The organism is Rhodopseudomonas julia (assembly GCF_030813515.1).
GTDB classification, from domain to species: Bacteria; Pseudomonadota; Alphaproteobacteria; order Rhizobiales; family Afifellaceae; genus Afifella; species Afifella julia.
In genome coordinates this window covers 987,004-1,002,836 of sequence record NZ_JAUSUK010000001.1, presented here as the reverse complement: position 1 = coordinate 1,002,836, position 15,833 = coordinate 987,004, and the positions used below count along the sequence as shown (strand labels likewise).

Here is a 15,833-nt window from a genome sequence, read left to right as displayed (position 1 = left end):
CTAGACCGAGCGAATTTCGCCGATAGCGACAGGACCGTCCTGCGTGCAGCTCTATCTCCCGATCGCTGAACTGACGGTCAACATCTTCGTCTATCTCGGAATGGGGGCGGCGGTCGGCTTCATCTCGGGCATGTTCGGCGTTGGTGGCGGCTTTCTGCTGACCCCCCTTTTGATCTTTTCCGGCATCAGCCCCGCTGTCGCCGTGGCGACGGTCACGCCTCAGATTGTTGCCTCGTCCACCTCGGCTGCGATTTCTTATTGGCGCCGGCGGATGATCGACCCGCAGATGACGATGTTTCTCATCGTCGGCGGCGTCACGGGCTCATGGCTCGGCGTGCGGGTCTTCACCATGCTGCGCTCGCTGGGCCAGCTCGATGTCATCATCTCGCTGTCCTATGTCACTTTTCTGGGGCTGATCGGCAGCCTCATGTTGCGCGAGGCGCTACGTTCCTTCCTGCGCGCACGCCGCGGACGCCCTCCCAATCTGCGCCGAGGTCGCCACCACAATTGGCTGCTCGGCCTGCCGTTCAAGGTCCGCTTCCGCCGCTCCAAACTCTATGTGAGCGTCATCCCGGTCATCCTGCTCGGCCTGTCGATCGGCTTTCTCGGCACCGTGCTTGGGATCGGTGGCGGCTTCATCATGGTGCCGGCGCTGATTTACCTTCTGCGGGTGCCGAGCAACGTCGTCATCGGCACGTCTCTCGGCTACATCCTCTTCACGATGGCGCTCGCCACGGTGCTGCATTCGATCGAAAACGGTGCCGTCGATTTGATGCTGGCCTTTCTTCTGATCGTCGGCGGCGTCGTGGGAGCCCAGTTTGGGGCCCAGATCGGTCAGGCCATGCGCGGCGACCAGCTGCGGCTTTTCCTGGCGCTTCTGGTGCTGGCGGTTGCGATCCGCTTTTTGTTGAACCTGTTTCTGCCGCCCACGAGCCTCTATTCGATCGCCGTTCTGCAGGGGATCGGCTGATGCGCGCCCTGCTCGCTCTCGTCCTTTTCTCCAGTCTCCTCGCCTGCGGGCCGGCTTCGGCGGAGAAGCTCGTCTCCACCCTGTCCGACGATGCCGTCGAGATCACCTCGAACTTCACGGGCTCCAACATCACGGTTTTTGGTGCGGTTGAAGGAGCTGATTCCCCCAGTGGCGAGCGCGATTATGAGGTGGCGATCGTCGTGTCGGGTCCGCAGATGCCACTCGTCGTACGACGCAAGGGCCAGGTCGCCGGGATCTGGATCAACACGGCATCTCGGGAATTCTACAATGTCCCGAGCTTCTACGTCATCCATATGAGCGAGAACTTGAACGATGCGGCGAGCCAACAGCTTCTGGCGCGCTACAAGCTGGATTTCGCTGATCTCGGCTTCTCGCGCGACGCGAGCTACACGCCCGAGGACGAGGCCTTCGCAAAGGCGCTCGTGGAGCTGAAGAAACAGAATGAATTCTTCGTCAAGCGGGGCGATGCGGTCACCTTCCTCGCCCCCAATGTCTTTCGCACCACTTTCCATCTACCCTCGGCGATACCCGTCGGTACGTATCACGTCTCCGTCTTCCTCTTCCGCAACGAAGAGCTGGTCGCCGCGGAAGTGCAAAGCCTGCTTGTCGAAAAGAGCGGCTTTTCGGATCGTATCGCGCGCTTTTCGACGGAGCAGCCGCTTCTCTACGGTCTTTTCGCAGTCATGGTTGCCGTCTTCACCGGCTGGATGGCCGGCATCATCTTCCGCCGCAACTGAGGTGGTCTCACTGACTGGCCCCGGCACCTGACGTCGGCGTCCGGTCTCGGCGCCTGGTCTCGGCGACGCGGTTCGCTCAGTCTGGCCGGAGCGACGCCGGAGCGACCGGGTAGAGCCGATCGGCTCCGACCAGGAAGGCGATGAAGCCTCGCCTGGCGAAAAGGCTGACAAAGGCCCGGTCGAGCACGTTGAGCCCGCCGGTCAACACGCCGAACGATGGCAGGACGAGCCTCGTGCCGTCGGTCACGAAGGCCCGCCGGCGCACGCTGCGTCCGCGCCGCGAGATTTTCCCGCAAGGGTGAAGGTGTCCGGCGATTTCCCCTTCCACCATCGTGTCTTCCGGCTCGTGTCGGAAGGTGAGGCCGTTGTGCGAAAGCTCCGCGAGACACTCGCCGCCAAGGCCCGGTGGTGGAGCGGGGTCGTGATTGCCGGCGATCCAGATCCAATCGCGGCCTGCCTGAAGCGCGGCTATCTTGCCGCGATCGATCTCGGCAAGGCGGTCGGGCCCGCCGCCGTCGTGAAAGCTGTCGCCGAGACATAGGACGGTTTTCGGCTTGCGGCGCAAGATTAGGTTGTGGAGGGCCGCCAGGGTCGCGGCACTGTCGTAGGGCGGAAGGAACGTGCGCCTGCGGCCGAAGGACGAGGCCTTCTCCAGGTGGAGATCTGTCACAACCAGCAACCGCGAGGCCGGATCCCAGAGCGCTCCGGAGACATCGAGCACCAGCTCGCGCCCGGACAGCGCGATGTGCGTCTCAGACAAGATCTCGTCTCTGTGAGAATTCTCCGCCAGCGCCAAAAGCTGCCTCACTGCCCATAGCTTCGCGCATCAGCTCCTCGGAGGCCTCGACCAGGAGATCCTCCTGCGCCTCGCCGAAGACCGGCTCCCGGCCGATTTCCAGCATGGCCGGGATGGCAAGCGGTGAGACATGCGCAAGCCTTTGATGCACGATTCGCCCCCGGATGCGCGACAGCATTTCGCCGAGCCGGCGAATGTCGAGAAGCCCGGTGGCAGCATCTGCACGCGTGGCTTTGAGCAGAATATGGTCGGGCTCGTGGCTGCGCAGCACGTCATAGATGAGATCGGTGGAGATCGTCACCTGCCGGCCGCTCTTCTCTTCGCCGGGATGCCGACGCTCGATCAGTCCGGCGATGATGGCACAGTTGCGGAAGCTGCGTTTCAAGAGATAGCTCTCTGCCAGCCATTCCTCCAGATCGTCGCCCAGCATGTCTTCGTCGAAGAGCTCCGGGAGCGCGGGTTTGCCCGTGGCGAACAAAGCCCCCATGTCGCGCAGCCCCCAGACGGCGAGCGCATAATCGTTGGCGACGAAGCCGAGCGGGCGGGCGCGCGCCCGCTCCAGCCGGCGCGTCAACAGCATACCGAGTGTCTGATGCGCGAGCCGGCCTTCGAAAGGATAGGCGACCATGTAGAATTTCGTGTCACGCGGGAAGGTCTCCACGAGAAGCGCGTCTTTTGAGGGCAGCACCGAGACCTCGCGCTGAATGGCGAGCCAGTCGCGCACCTGGTTCGGCAGCTTCTCCCAATGGGTGGGATCGGCGAGCATCGCCCGCACTCCGGCGGCGAGATAGGTGCTCAAAGGGAATTTGCCGCCGGCATAGGAGGGGATGGCTGGGTCGTTGGCCTCGGCACGTGTGACCAGCGCCTCGTTTTCGCGAATGCCGACGAAGGCGAGAACCTGGCCGGCGAACTGAAACGTGTCGCCCGGAACGAGCTGTTCCAGAAAATATTCCTCGATCTTGCCGAGGATGCGTCCCCCGCGCAGCACCGTGCCGGGGCGGCCGTCCTTCCCCCCACGCCTGGAGGCAAGGCGCACATTGAGCATCGGCGCCTCGACGATGGTTCCGAGATTGAGCCGGTATTGCTGGGCGAGCTTCGGATGCGAGAGCGCCCAAAGCCCGTCCTTGCGGCGGCGGATCTTGGCGTAGCGCTCGTAGCTCCTGAGCGCATAGCCGCCGGTCGCCACGAAATCGACCGCCTGCTCGAATTCCTCGTAGCTGAGGCCGCGATAGCTTTCTGCCGAGCGCACCTCGTCATAGAGGGCTTCAAGGTCGAACGGGGCGGCGACGGCCATGCCGAGGATATGCTGGCACAAGACATCGAGTGCGCCGGGCCGGAGCGGCGGCGTATCCTGAATGCCGGCTTCATTGGCTTCGAGTGCCGCCTGGCATTCCATCACCTCGAAACGGTTTGAGGGCACGAGAAGCCCTCGGGACGGCTCGTCCATGCGGTGATTGGCACGCCCGATCCGCTGCGCGAGCCGGCTTGCGCCTTTTGGCGCACCGACATGAATGACGAGATCGACGTCGCCCCAGTCGATGCCGAGATCGAGCGTTGAGGTGGCAACGACCGCACGCAGAGAGCCCGCTGCCATCGCCGCCTCCACCTTGCGGCGTTGACCGCGGTCGAGCGAGCCGTGATGCAGCGCGATTGGAAGTGCATCCTCGTTGATGCGCCAGAGCTCGGAGAACAGCATCTCCGCCTGCCAGCGCGTGTTGACGAAGACGAGCGTCATGCGGTGGCTCTTGATCGCCTCTAGCACCTCAGGCAGCGCATAGCGGGCCGTGTGCCCCGACCAGGGGATGCGCGTTTCAGAATGCAGGATCGAAATCTCCGGAGGCGCGCCTTCGCCAACGACCACCATCTCGGCGAGATTGCACGGCGCCTCTGGCCGCTGTTCGACGAGCCAGGCGCGCAGATCTTCGGGAAAGGCGACCGTAGCGGAGAGGCCGATCGTTTTAAGGCCCGGCGCAAGCCTGCGCAGCCTCGCAAGCCCGAGCGCCAAAAGGTCGCCGCGCTTTGAAGGGGTCAAAGAGTGTAATTCGTCGAAGACGACGGTCGACAGGCGCGCGAAGAAGCGCTCCGCATCGCGTGAGGCGATCAAAAGCGCAACCTGCTCCGGCGTCGTCAGAAGGATGTCGGGAGGGCTGAGTTTCTGGCGCTGTCGCTTATGGGCGGGTGTATCGCCGGTGCGCGTTTCCACCGTCACGGGCAGCTCCATCTCGGCGACCGGCATGCCGAGATTGCGCTCGATATCGACGGCGAGCGCCTTCAACGGCGAGACATAAAGGGTGTGCGGACCGATGAAATGTGATGAATTGCGCCTCTCGCGCGCTTGCGAAAGCTCGATGAGTGAGGGCAGAAAGCCTGCGAGCGTCTTGCCAGCGCCGGTCGGAGCGATCAAAAGCGACGAGGATCCCGCCCGCGCTTGCGCGATGAGCTTGAGCTGATGGGGGCGCGGTGCCCAGCCCCGGTCGGCGAACCATTGCTGGAAACGCTCCGGCAGGAGCCCGTTTTCGCCAATGGGGATCGCAGCGGGTGCCGTCATGACGATGAGTTTAGGCTTGGCGGCGCCCAAGTCGAGCGGACCTGACGTTGCGTCGCGTCCCCCGCGACGTCGAAAAGTTCCACAATGCCAAGATGCGGCTGCCGGGGGGAGGCATGGCCAAGAAGAAAAAGGGCGGCAAGAAGAAGGACGAGGAGAACCTCGCCACGATTGCTGTCGACATGGATGTGCACAAGAGGATCGAAGGTGCACGTGAAGATTTTGAGGAGACGCAGAACGCCATCCTCCGTCGCCTGCTCGGCCTCGACGGCCGCAGAGGAGGGAGTGCGGCTGCGGAAGAAAGCCCCGGCGAACGTGCGCGGCGCGCCAAGGGTGGCGGTGCCAAGGAGGGCGGCTGGTCGAAGATCGGCCGTCACGGTCACGAAGTGTTTCTGCCGAACGGTACCACTCTTAGAGCCGCTTATGCCGGCCAGACGGTGGAAGGCGTCATCGTTGACGGCCACTGGGTTGTGAACGGCACGAGCTACAACTCTCCCTCGGCGGCGCTCATCGCGCATGTGCGCACCCGCGACGGCAAGAAGGTCAATCTCAACGGCTGGCGCATCTGGGAGGTGCGGCGACCCGACGACGACCGCTGGCTGCGGCTCGGCGAGATTTAGCCGCAAGGGCAAAAAGCTCCGGCACGACGTGTCGGAGACATGGAAAACCCGGCCCGCACCCCTATGTCGGCGAAATGCGCCCGACCGAGCTTTTGTGCACAACGCCGAAAGGCCTCTACTGCCCGCCGGGAGATTTCTACATCGACCCGACCCGGCCGGTGCCACGCGCGCTCATCACCCACGGCCATGCCGATCATGCGCGCGCCGGTCATGGCGCCGTCATGGCGACGTCACAGACGTTGAAGATCATGGCGGCCCGATATGGGGCGGACTTCGCCGCCTCCAAAGAGGAAGCGAAGCTTGGCGAAGCGGTCGCCATCAACGGTGTCTCTGTCAGCTTTCACCCGGCCGGCCATGTGCTCGGATCGGCGCAGATCGCCGTGGAAAAGGACGGCTTCCGCATCGTTGCTTCGGGCGACTACAAACGACGCAAGGATCCGACCTGTGCCGCCTTCGAGCCGGTCGCCTGCGATGTCTTCATCACCGAGGCGACCTTCGCCCTGCCGGTCTTTTGCCATCCCGACGATCGCGGCGAGATCGCCAAGCTCATTCACTCGACGCAGGTTTTCCCCGAACGTACGCATCTTGTCGGCGCCTATGCGCTCGGCAAGGCCCAGCGCGTCATCGGCCTTCTCCGGGAGGCGGGATACGACCGCACGATCTATATTCACGGTGCTTTGAAGGGTCTGTGCGATCTCTATCGTGAGGAGGGGTTCGATCTTGGCCCGCTCGCGCCGGCAACCGTGGACAATGGGCGTAAAGGTGAGTTTGCCGGCGCCATCGTCGTCTGTCCGCCCTCGGCTTTTTCCGACCGCTGGGCGCGCCGCTTTCCCGATTCTCTCGCCTGTTTTGCGTCAGGCTGGATGATGATCCGTCAGCGGGCCCGACAGCGCGGCGTGGAATTGCCGCTCGTCATTTCCGATCATTGCGATTGGGGGGAGCTGCTGCAGACGATTGAAGAAATTGCGCCTGGCGAAGTGTGGATCACCCATGGCCGCGACGACGCGCTGTTGCGCTGGTGTGAGCTCAACGGCGTGGCCGCCCGCCCGCTACATCTTGCGGGTTACGAGGACGAGCATGATTGATGCTCAGGCCGCCACACCGGCAGGCTTCGGCTGCAACAGGCTCAATGTTGCCTGGAACGCGCTTTCCGCATCATCGAGCGCTTCGCCGTACCAGGAGAACGGGTTGGCAAGCGGCGGTTCGAGCAGCGCGTCGACTTCGCCCTCGTCATAGGTGAGGCGTGCGCCGAGCTCGCGCGCGAGCTTCAGCATGCGCCGGTTCTCTTGCAGGCAGAAGAGGTGCAGCTGGCGAAAGCCGCGATTGCGGGCGAGTGTGAAGGTGCGCGCAAGAAGTGCGCGGCCGACGCCACGTCCCTGCCAAGCCTCTTCGATCGCGAAAGCCGCCTCGGCCTTGCCCGTCCACTCTTTCGTGAGTGGGTGCAGCTCCGCCGAGCCGCGGATAACGCCGTTGACGAAATAGCCAAGGATCGTGGTGTCCAGATCCCAGGCTTCACGGACATAGTTCTTGATGCGCGCGTCGTTGACCGGACCGGCAAAGCGCATACGCCGCGCCTCGGGCCCGAGCCGGCACAGATGCTCCGAAAAGAGCGCGGCCTCATACGGCCAGAGCTTGCGGATGTAAGTCGTCATGCAACCTCAGCCAGGTTCACCGTCACAGTGGCCGATGCGCAAGGTGATGGCGCTTCATCTCGCGAAGCTGCGACGGTCCGATGAGAAAGCCGGATTCCTGTTCGATGCGGCGAATGGCTTCTGCTTCGCGCGCCCAAATGATCCAATTCAATGCGCGGCGAAACCGAGCGGGCACGTGGAGCCGGCCGGCGAAACTGAACGAGCCGTGTGCTGCATGGGCCATGATGCGATCCTTCCGGGGTCGGGGCCGAGCCATATCGGGACGGCAACGGCAGCTGACGAACTCCCTTTAAATGCTGCGCCTTCGCCCGTCTGCCAACCCGTCCTATTGCAATGCAGCAGGATTGTTTTTGCATAGCACAATTGTCCATCAAGTGCCTGATGTATCAGCACACTCGTGCTACTGAGACGAGCTGTCGCAGGGCTTGCGAAAACGGCAGATGCTGCATCGCATCAATGGCGTTTTGTGGTCCGAAGAGGCGGTGGTATGTTCGTCTCTGCCACCTGGATGCCTATATTCGCGGCATGCAGGTCTTTGCCGCCCTTCTCGATCGTCTCACCCTCACGCCACAACGCAATGGCAAGATCAGGCTTCTGGTCGATTATCTGCGTCAGGTGAAAGATCCCGATCGCGGTTATGCGATCGCGGCGATCACCGGCGACCTCGACATCGTCTCGGTCAAGCCGGCCATGGTCCGTGCCCTGGTGGAGGAGCGGGTCGACCCCGTCCTCTTCGCGCTTTCCTATGATTATGTCGGCGATCTGGCTGAAACCGTCTCGCTGATCTGGCCGGGCAGGAGCGATTTCGGGACGGCGCCGCATCTTGCCGAGGTGGTGGAGCGGCTGACGGCGGCGTCCCGTCTTGAGGGACCGAGACTTGTGTCTCACTGGCTCGACGAACTCGATCCGAGCGGACGTTACGCGCTTCTGAAGCTCATTACGGGTGGGCTGCGGATCGGTGTGACGGCGCGTCTCGCGCGTCAGGCTTTGGCGGAATTCGGTGGCCGCCCGGCGACCGAGGTCGAGGAGATGTGGCATGGGCTGAAGCCGCCCTATGTCGATCTCTTCGCCTTTTTGGAAGGGCGGGGAGAGAGGCCGCAATCGAAGCAGAAGGCGCCCTTCCGGCCTGTGATGCTGGCAAGCGCCATCCAGGACGAGGATTTCCCGAAGCTCGATCCGAAAGATTATGCGGCCGAGTGGAAATGGGACGGTATCCGCATCCAGGCAGCGGCTTCCGGTGGAGAACGCCGGCTTTATTCCCGCACCGGTGATGACATTTCCGGCGCCTTTCCCGACGTTTTGGAGCAAATGGAATTCGACGGCGCGATCGACGGCGAGCTCCTGGTGGCGCGCGAAGGGGAAGGGGGAATGGCCATCGCACCCTTTTCGGATTTGCAGCAACGCCTCAACCGCAAGCGCGTGACGGCGAAGATGCTCAAGGATTATCCCGCCTTCATCCGGGCTTACGATCTTTTGCAGGAGGGCGACGAGGATCTCCGCCCGCTTGCCTTCGCAGAACGGCGGCGCCGGCTCGAGGACTTTATCGTGCGCCTGTCGTCGCCGCGCATCGACATTTCCCTCCTGGTCGGCTTTCGTGATTGGGACGAGCTTGCGCATCTGCGGAGCAATCCGCCCGCCGAGGGGCATCTCGACGAGATCGCCGAAGGCTTGATGCTGAAGCGCTGGGATAGTGCTTATGTGGCCGGGCGACCGAAAGGTCCATGGTTCAAGTGGAAGCGCGATCCCTTCCTGGTCGATGCTGTGCTCATGTATGCCCAGCGCGGCCATGGCCGCCGGTCCTCGTTTTATTCCGATTACACGTTCGGCGTCTGGACGGCGGAGAAGGCCGAGGAGGGGGAACTCGTGCCCGTCGGCAAGGCCTATTTCGGCTTTACCGACGACGAGCTGAAGGAGCTCGACCGGTTCGTGCGCAACAATACGGTCGACCGCTTCGGTCCGGTGCGGGCGGTGCGGGCCGGCCCGGACGCCGGTCTCGTTCTCGAGGTGGCCTTTGAAGGTCTCGCCCGTTCCAGTCGCCACAAATCCGGGGTTGCCATGCGCTTTCCCCGCATCAGCCGGATCAGATGGGACAAGCCCGCCGCCGAGGCGGATCGTCTCGATGAGCTGGAAAAACTGCTGCCGCAGCAGGTATGATCGACGATCGATCTCTTGAGGTATCGGCTTGCCATTCGTGCTGCGAAACCCTAGCTCTCAGCCGGTCGCACAAGAGGAGACGTGAGTATGGCGGGCCGGATGACACGCTTCCTGGGCGATTCCCCTTTTCGGGTCCTTCTTCGTCTCATCGTCCTGTCAGTGATCGTCGGCCTCGTGCTGTCGGTGCTCAACGTGCATCCGTTCGACATTTATTATTGGGCGGAGCGTTTCGTCATGCGCGTCTACCATATGGGCTTCGCCGTCTTTTCCGACGCCTTCGGCTACTTTCTTTTTGGCGCGCTCATAGTGGTGCCGATCTTTCTCATCATGCGCTTGCTCTCCCTGATGGGCGGGCGCCGGGACTGATGTCTCGCGGGCGCGCCACTCATTGCGAACAGCGCTTGGAACATTCGGCGCTTGGAACATAGTGTGAACTTTTGTAGTGGTTTCGCGGCCGGCGGTTTGCTGTATGGCATAGATGATGAGCGAGACGAGCCCCGTCCAATCGCCTGACAAAGCAGGCGCCCCCGCAAAGCCCGAGATGGACCCCGCCCCAAAGCCTTTTGTGGTCAACAATCGGCTGGTCCTCGGCATCGCCGTGCCAATGACGCTCGCCTACCTTTCGGTGCCGCTCGCGGGACTGGTGGATACGGCCGTGATTGGCCAGCTCGGAGACGCGGCGCTCATCGGCGGCATCGCCGTCGGCGCCATTATCCTCGACGTGATCTTCACGACCCTCAATTTCTTGCGTTCCGGCACGACGGGTCTCGTCGCCCAGGCATTTGGCGCCAACGATCGCAAGGAGGAGCAGGCGACCCTTGTGCGCGCGCTTCTGATCGCGCTCGTTGCCGGCCTCGTCATCATCCTTTGTCAGGTGCCGGTCACGCGCCTTGGCATCGTCGCCATGGATGTCGGACCGAAGGTTGCCGATGCGACCTCCAATTATCTCCTGGTGCGCATTTGGGCTGCACCCTTCATGCTGGCGAACTACGCGCTCGTCGGCTGGGCCCTCGGCATCGGCCGTTCCTTTCTGGTGCTGGCGCTGCAGACGGTGCTGACGCTCACCAATATCGTCCTGTCGCTCCTCTTCGTGCTGGATTTTGGCTGGGGAGTTACCGGCGTCGCGGCGGCGTCGGTCATTGCCGAGATGGTGGCTTTTTTCGCTTTCCTCCCCTTCCTCATCCCGCATGTGAGCGGCGCACAGCGGCCATCTCTCAAGCGTGTGTTCGATAAGGCCGGCTTTGCGCGGCTCATCGTCGTCAATCGCGATATCATGATCCGCTCCTTTTCGGTGCTCTTCGCCTTTGCCTTTTTCACCCGCCAGGGCGCGGCTCTCGGCGCGATCACGCTCGCGGCCAATTCTGTGTTGATGCACTTCTTTCTGGTCGCCGGATATTTTCTCGACGGTTTTGCCAACGCGGCCGAACAGCTCGTCGGACGCGCCGTCGGCGCGCGTTTTCCTCCGGCCTTCGACCGCGCCGTGCGTCTGACGGTTGTCTGGGGCTTCGTGCTCGCTCTGTCGCTCGCCGGGCTCTACTTTTTCGCTGGAAGAACACTTGTCGACATGATGACGACGTCGCAGGCCGTGCGGGACGCGGCCCGGCTTTATCTTCCCTGGGCCTGCCTGACGCCGCTGGCTGGCGTGCTCGCCTTCCAGATGGACGGCGTCTTTATCGGCGCCACCTGGTCGAAGGAGATGCGCAATATGATGCTCGCCTCTCTCGCCAGCTTTTTTGTCCTGTGTTTTGCCCTCGTTCCGTCTTTCGGCAATCACGGCCTGTGGGCGGCCCTTCTCGTCTTTCTCGGGCTGCGCGGTTTGACGCTCGCCTGGCGGCTGCCCGTCAAGCGACAGGGCATGGAGAGGGCTGCGATCTGAGGCGTTGCAGTGGTCGCGGTTCTGAGAGTTAATCTTGCGGCGGCCAGGCAGCCGCCCAGCGGGCCGTCTCGATGTCACGCGCATCACTGATGGCGTCGAAATTCCGCTTGGCGAGCTCTTTTGAAAGGCCGGACTTGATGTGCTGTGCGAAGCGCGGGCCTTCGAAGATGAAGCCCGTATAGACCTGAACGAGATCGGCGCCCGCCACCAGCTTCGACCAGGCGGAATGTGCATCATGGATGCCGCCGACGCCGATCAGCGGCAGCTTCGGCCCTGCGAGTTGGCGGGCGCGGGCCAGCATGGCCGTCGAGGGGGTGAAAAGCGGGAGGCCCGACAGGCCGCCCTTTTCTTCCGCCAGTCGCTTCGCCTTGAGGGGCGGGCGCGCAATCGTGGTGTTGGAGATGATGAGCCCGCTGACGCCCATATCGACACTGGTCTCGATGAGCGAGGCGAGCTGCTTTTCATTGAGATCCGGCGCGATCTTGACGAGAAGCGGGACGCGCCGCGGCGACGGCACCGCTTCGCGAGCCTCCAGGCAGCGGCCAAGAAGCCGGTCGAAGGTCCCTGCCTCCTGAAGACCGCGCAATCCTGGCGTATTGGGTGAGGAAATGTTGATAGTGAGCCAGCTCGCAAGCTGGGCGAAGCGGCGAATGCCGGCGACATAATCGGCCGCCGGATCCTCCTGGTCGCGGTTGGCGCCGATATTGACGCCGACGAGTCCACCGCGGCCGCGTCGTTCTTCGAGGCGCCGGGCGACGGCCTCGTGACCGTCATTGTTGAAGCCCATGCGGTTGATGATGGCGCGGTCGGAAGTCAGCCGGAAGAGCCGTGGGCGCGGATTGCCGCTCTGCGGGCGCGGCGTCACAGTGCCGATCTCGATCGAACCAAAGCCGAGATTGAGAAGCCCGTCGATGGCTTCCGCGTTCTTGTCGAAACCGGCGGCGAGGCCGACCGGATTGGCGAAGGAGAGACCGAAGAGGTTGACCGCGAGCTTGCCATGCGCGTTGCGCCCGCGGCTGGTCTGCCCGAAGCGCTTGAGCATCGCGAAGGCGAGTGCATGAGCCCGCTCTGGCGGCAGGAGCCGCATAAGCCCGGCCGCCATGTGATCCAGGTTCACGCGCCGCCCTCCGCCAAGATCTCCTTCGGCAGACGGTGCCGCCCATCCTCGCCAAGGGGCAGATCTTTCACCCATAAAACAGATGAAAGCGGCAAGGGGCCGTAAAGATGCGGGAAAAGCGCGCCGCCGCGCGACGGCTCCCATGTGAGGGCTGGCCCGAGCCTGTCCGCATCCACGGCGACGATCACGCAATCGTTCTGGCCGGCAAAATGCCTGGCGGCCGTTTCGCCGACCTGCTCGGCGCTTGAGAAATGGATGAAGCCGTCGGCGTGGTCGACTGGGGCTCCGTGAAAGACGCCAGCGGCCTCGGCCTCGCGCCACAGGGCCTTTGGCGCTATCTTGTAGATGAGATGCTGCATTGCAGCCGCCATGATAACGAAGCTGCGCCGCGCTGAAAGCGGTGCCGTCGCCGCTGCGCATTTGTGCACATCAAAAAGGTCAGAGCCATGCGTTCTCTTTCGCTTGCCGTCGTCTTCTTGATGGGTGCCGGCCTCTCCTTGTCGGCTTTGGCGCCGGGAATCGCGGCCGAGCCGCCGCGCGCTGCCAATGGCGTCGCCGATCGGTCGACCGCCGAGCGTTACGTTTTCGTGCCGATCGAGAAGGGCGCCTTGCGTCTCGACACCAAGACGGGTGAGGTCTCGCGTTGCGAAAGCATGGGTGAGGGCGCCGTCTGCCGCCTCGTCGCCGATGAGCGGCTCGCTTATCAGGAGGAGATCGAGGCTTTGTCGCAACGCCTTGATCGGCTGGAGACCAAGCTTGAGAAGCTCACTATCGCCCCATTATCTCCGTCCACCCCCAACCGCGACGACGAGCGAATGACGACCGAGGAGCAGGAGAAGCTCAATCGCTTTTTCGATCTTACCGATCAGGTCATGCGCCGCTTTTTCGGCATGGTCGAAGATTTGAAACGCGACTTCAACGACGACCGGCTGTGACGACACCCCGAATGGAGCGAGACTGAACGCAATGGCGGGATCACGTGCACGCGATGTGAGCTTCGATCAGACGATCGAGACGACGGCTACGCGCCTCGTGCAAAGTGGGCTGTCACTGCCGACGCGCGGCGAAGGCCTCATCGACATCACGGCCGAGCTGCAGGAATGGCTGCGCGAGGCGGGAGCCCGGAGCGGACTTCTCTGCGTCTTCGTGCGGCATACGTCGGCTTCGCTCACCATCCAGGAAAATGCCGATCCTTCTGTGCAGACGGACCTTCTGACCGCGCTCGACCGCCTGGCCCCGCAAGACGCCGGCTGGGTGCACGATACGGAGGGACCGGACGACATGCCCGCCCATATCCGGACCATGCTGACCGATGTCTCTTTGACCCTGCCGGTCGAAGACGGCCGCCTCGATCTCGGCACCTGGCAAGGCGTCTATCTTGTCGAACATCGCACGCGCCCGCATAGGCGCAGCTTTAAGCTCATTTATTTCGGCAGCTGAGACATCCGCTCGGAGGTGGCCCCCACGAGCTCCTCCTGTTGTGCGATCTGTGCTTTCAGGCGCCGCCCCCGCCGGGTCAGCAACGCAGTCGCCGGAATAAGGACGGAGGCCAGAATGAGAGTCGCCGTTGATGCCGCGATGGCGATGAAGATCGAGGCGACGAGAGGAATGCCGGCCTCGCTCAAGGCCGCAAAGGCTTGAGGTCGCCATTCGTCGCCGCTCGCCGCGCGAAGGTCGAACCCGAACCGTTGCAGCATGAACAGAGTGAGAAGCGTCGCCGTCCCGGCAAGCATCGAAAGCAGTGCCGGCAGTGGCCGTACATGGCGTGCGCGCGCCGCTGCGATGAGGACCGGCATCAGTCCCGCAGCGACAAGGCCGAGAGCCAGGAAACCAAGATCGATCACCGCGCGGTTCGGCTCGAGAGCCCACATTGCGGCGAGTGCGATTGCACCAAGCATCGTCAAGCGCGCTGCCAGAAGACGTTTGCCGATCGGCATGTCGGGCATCAACAGCCGATGTTGGATATCATGGCTGGCGGTGCCGACGATTGCCATCAACAGCCCGCTGGCGCTCGACAAAGCGGCGGCCACACTGCCGGCGAAGATAAGGCTCGAAAAGGCGAAAGAGAGCCCTTCACGCTCGGCGAAGCTGATGACCAGCGTTTCGCTGGCGAGGCCGATGTCGGAGAGGGAAAGACCTATCGTGTCCACGCGGGCGCCGCACGCCGCTCTGATTGCTTCGGGCGAGACGGCCGGCGCGCCGCACAGCACAAGGCTGCCTGCCTGGCCATGCGAGAAAATCCAATCCGGCAGTGATTGCAGCGGCATGCCGACCACGTCGCGCAGCAGCTCGAGCAGGCTGAACGCGGCATAGGTCGGGGCCGTGACCAGAAACAGGCCGGCGAAGAGAAGAAGCCAGCGTGAGCTGCGTTTGGCGCTCGCGGCAGAAGGCGCCGTCAGGTAGCGTTCAAGAACATGCGGCAGAGCTACGCTGCACAGGGCTGTGAATGCCAACAACCCGGCAATGTCGGCCGGCGGGAAATATCCGAAGAGGGACAGGCCGGCTGCTTCCGACGCTGCGCGCGGATCGGCACCGGCGATCGTGCGAACGGCAGAGGCTGCATCACGTAAGGCGAGCTGTGGCAGCGGCCAGCCGTAGCGCTCGGCGGCCGCGACCGCCACCGGCAGAAGGAAGGCGACGAACATGACGATGAATTGCGCCGTCTGCGTCCACGTCGTGCTGCGCATGCCGCCGAGAATGAGCATCAGCGCGACGATCGTTGCCATCGTGCCGACACCCCAGCCAAAGGGAAGGCCGAGGAGATTTTCCGTAATGCGCCCGCCGGTATTGAAGATAACAGCAAGCAGCATGAAGCCGGTGGCGATGACAATGAGGGAGGCCGCAAGGCGAACCGACGGGCTGGAAAGCCGTCGGGCGAGAAAATCCGCGGTAGTCGTTGCGCCGCTCTGGCGCATGGGGGCGGCGAGGTAATGGCCGCCCGCTGCAAGGCCGATAAGCGCCCCGGCGACGATTGCCCATGCGGCCGCCCCCCAGGAGCTGAAGGCGCCGCCAAGAAGCAGGAACCACGCGGTCGAAAGATAGGCGGCGGCTGCTGCCATGCCGTTGTAGCCCGCTGGCACGCTGCCGCCGGCGAGGAAGAAACCCTTGGCCTGCGTGCTGCCGGAAGCAAGGCCGATGCCGATAAACGCGATGAGCGATCCTGCCAGGCAGCCGATCCCGATTACAGCTTGAGGCAGGCCGAGCGCATCGAGCGCCATAAGCAGGAGAATCGACCCCACCAGAACTGCGACAAAGAAGCCCCAGATGGTGCGGGCATAAGCGGTGAAGAAGTCAGTATCGATCGAATAAGGAAGGTTACTCATGCTTCGATACGCGCCTTTCTCG

Annotated in this window: 16 protein-coding genes; 9 read left to right on the top strand and 7 right to left on the bottom strand. The window is 63.3% G+C overall.

Annotated elements, in window-relative coordinates:
• Positions 1-43 precede the first annotated feature (43 nt).
• Both J2R99_RS04640 and J2R99_RS04635 read left to right on the top strand, forming a co-directional pair.
• A complete protein-coding gene (locus J2R99_RS04640; RefSeq protein WP_307153302.1) occupies positions 44-970 on the top strand; it encodes a sulfite exporter TauE/SafE family protein in 927 nt (308 codons plus the stop codon).
• Positions 970-1,728: a TIGR02186 family protein gene (locus J2R99_RS04635; protein WP_307153301.1), complete on the top strand. Its 759-nt coding sequence runs from the start codon at positions 970-972 to the stop codon at positions 1,726-1,728. Before J2R99_RS04640 ends, J2R99_RS04635 begins: the two co-directional genes overlap by 1 nt.
• Positions 1,729-1,804: 76 nt before the next feature.
• On the opposite strand, the gene pdeM is transcribed toward J2R99_RS04635, so the two are convergent.
• Both pdeM and J2R99_RS04625 read right to left on the bottom strand, forming a co-directional pair.
• On the bottom strand, positions 1,805-2,518 hold the full coding sequence (gene pdeM / locus J2R99_RS04630; protein WP_370872326.1) for a ligase-associated DNA damage response endonuclease PdeM: 714 nt from the start codon (positions 2,516-2,518) through the stop codon (positions 1,805-1,807).
• Positions 2,481-5,072 carry a ligase-associated DNA damage response DEXH box helicase gene (locus tag J2R99_RS04625; protein WP_307154143.1) on the bottom strand — a complete coding sequence of 864 codons (2,592 nt, stop codon included), beginning with the start codon at positions 5,070-5,072 and terminating at the stop codon, positions 2,481-2,483. The genes pdeM and J2R99_RS04625 overlap by 38 nt, the downstream gene beginning before the upstream one ends.
• A gap of 113 nt (positions 5,073-5,185) precedes the next feature.
• On the opposite strand from J2R99_RS04625, the gene J2R99_RS04620 reads away from it, so the two are divergent.
• Both J2R99_RS04620 and J2R99_RS04615 read left to right on the top strand, forming a co-directional pair.
• On the top strand, positions 5,186-5,689 hold the full coding sequence (locus tag J2R99_RS04620) for a hypothetical protein (RefSeq protein ID WP_307153300.1): 504 nt from the start codon (positions 5,186-5,188) through the stop codon (positions 5,687-5,689).
• Positions 5,690-5,763: 74 nt separating this feature from the next.
• Positions 5,764-6,774 carry a ligase-associated DNA damage response exonuclease gene (locus J2R99_RS04615; RefSeq protein WP_307153298.1) on the top strand — a complete coding sequence of 337 codons (1,011 nt, stop codon included), beginning with the start codon at positions 5,764-5,766 and terminating at the stop codon, positions 6,772-6,774.
• Positions 6,775-6,777: 3 nt separating this feature from the next.
• Here the strand turns inward: J2R99_RS04615 and J2R99_RS04610 are convergent, their stop codons facing one another.
• Together J2R99_RS04610 and J2R99_RS04605 are read right to left on the bottom strand one after the other, a co-directional pair.
• Positions 6,778-7,341, bottom strand: coding sequence for a GNAT family N-acetyltransferase (locus J2R99_RS04610; protein ID WP_307153297.1), 564 nt, complete (start codon positions 7,339-7,341; stop codon positions 6,778-6,780).
• Between the two features lie 22 nt (positions 7,342-7,363).
• Positions 7,364-7,564, bottom strand: coding sequence for a hypothetical protein (locus J2R99_RS04605; RefSeq protein WP_092808924.1), 201 nt, complete (start codon positions 7,562-7,564; stop codon positions 7,364-7,366).
• Positions 7,565-7,866: 302 nt separating this feature from the next.
• Here J2R99_RS04605 and J2R99_RS04600 point away from each other — a divergent pair, with 302 nt between their 5' ends.
• The 3 genes from J2R99_RS04600 to J2R99_RS04590 all read left to right on the top strand — a co-directional run bounded on the left by J2R99_RS04600 (position 7,867) and on the right by J2R99_RS04590 (position 11,371).
• Positions 7,867-9,495, top strand: coding sequence for a cisplatin damage response ATP-dependent DNA ligase (locus J2R99_RS04600; protein WP_307153296.1), 1,629 nt, complete (start codon positions 7,867-7,869; stop codon positions 9,493-9,495).
• Between the two features lie 87 nt (positions 9,496-9,582).
• Entirely contained in the window at positions 9,583-9,861 is a 279-nt protein-coding gene (locus tag J2R99_RS04595; protein ID WP_307153295.1) for a DUF6460 domain-containing protein, read from the top strand.
• 175 nt (positions 9,862-10,036) lie between these two features.
• Entirely contained in the window at positions 10,037-11,371 is a 1,335-nt protein-coding gene (locus J2R99_RS04590) for an MATE family efflux transporter (protein WP_307153294.1), read from the top strand.
• A 28-nt stretch (positions 11,372-11,399) separates the two neighbouring features.
• On the opposite strand, the gene J2R99_RS04585 is transcribed toward J2R99_RS04590, so the two are convergent.
• Together J2R99_RS04585 and J2R99_RS04580 are read right to left on the bottom strand one after the other, a co-directional pair.
• A complete protein-coding gene (locus J2R99_RS04585; RefSeq protein WP_307153293.1) occupies positions 11,400-12,488 on the bottom strand; it encodes a quinone-dependent dihydroorotate dehydrogenase in 1,089 nt (362 codons plus the stop codon).
• Entirely contained in the window at positions 12,485-12,847 is a 363-nt protein-coding gene (locus J2R99_RS04580) for a DUF952 domain-containing protein (protein WP_307153292.1), read from the bottom strand. Before J2R99_RS04580 ends, J2R99_RS04585 begins: the two co-directional genes overlap by 4 nt.
• 87 nt (positions 12,848-12,934) lie before the next feature.
• Between J2R99_RS04580 and J2R99_RS04575 the strand changes: the two genes are divergently transcribed.
• Both J2R99_RS04575 and J2R99_RS04570 read left to right on the top strand, forming a co-directional pair.
• The gene (locus J2R99_RS04575) at positions 12,935-13,423 is read left to right on the top strand and encodes a hypothetical protein (RefSeq protein ID WP_307153291.1); all 489 of its coding nucleotides are present in this window, start codon (positions 12,935-12,937) and stop codon (positions 13,421-13,423) included.
• 31 nt (positions 13,424-13,454) lie between these two features.
• Positions 13,455-13,928 (top strand): secondary thiamine-phosphate synthase enzyme YjbQ, encoded by a 474-nt coding sequence (locus J2R99_RS04570; RefSeq protein ID WP_307153290.1) that lies wholly within the window; start codon positions 13,455-13,457, stop codon positions 13,926-13,928.
• On the opposite strand, the gene J2R99_RS04565 is transcribed toward J2R99_RS04570, so the two are convergent.
• Complete coding sequence (locus J2R99_RS04565; protein WP_307153289.1) at positions 13,913-15,811, bottom strand: sodium:solute symporter family transporter; 1,899 nt, start codon at positions 15,809-15,811, stop codon at positions 13,913-13,915. The two genes, J2R99_RS04570 and J2R99_RS04565, sit on opposite strands and share 16 nt — an antisense overlap.
• Positions 15,812-15,833 lie beyond the last annotated feature (22 nt).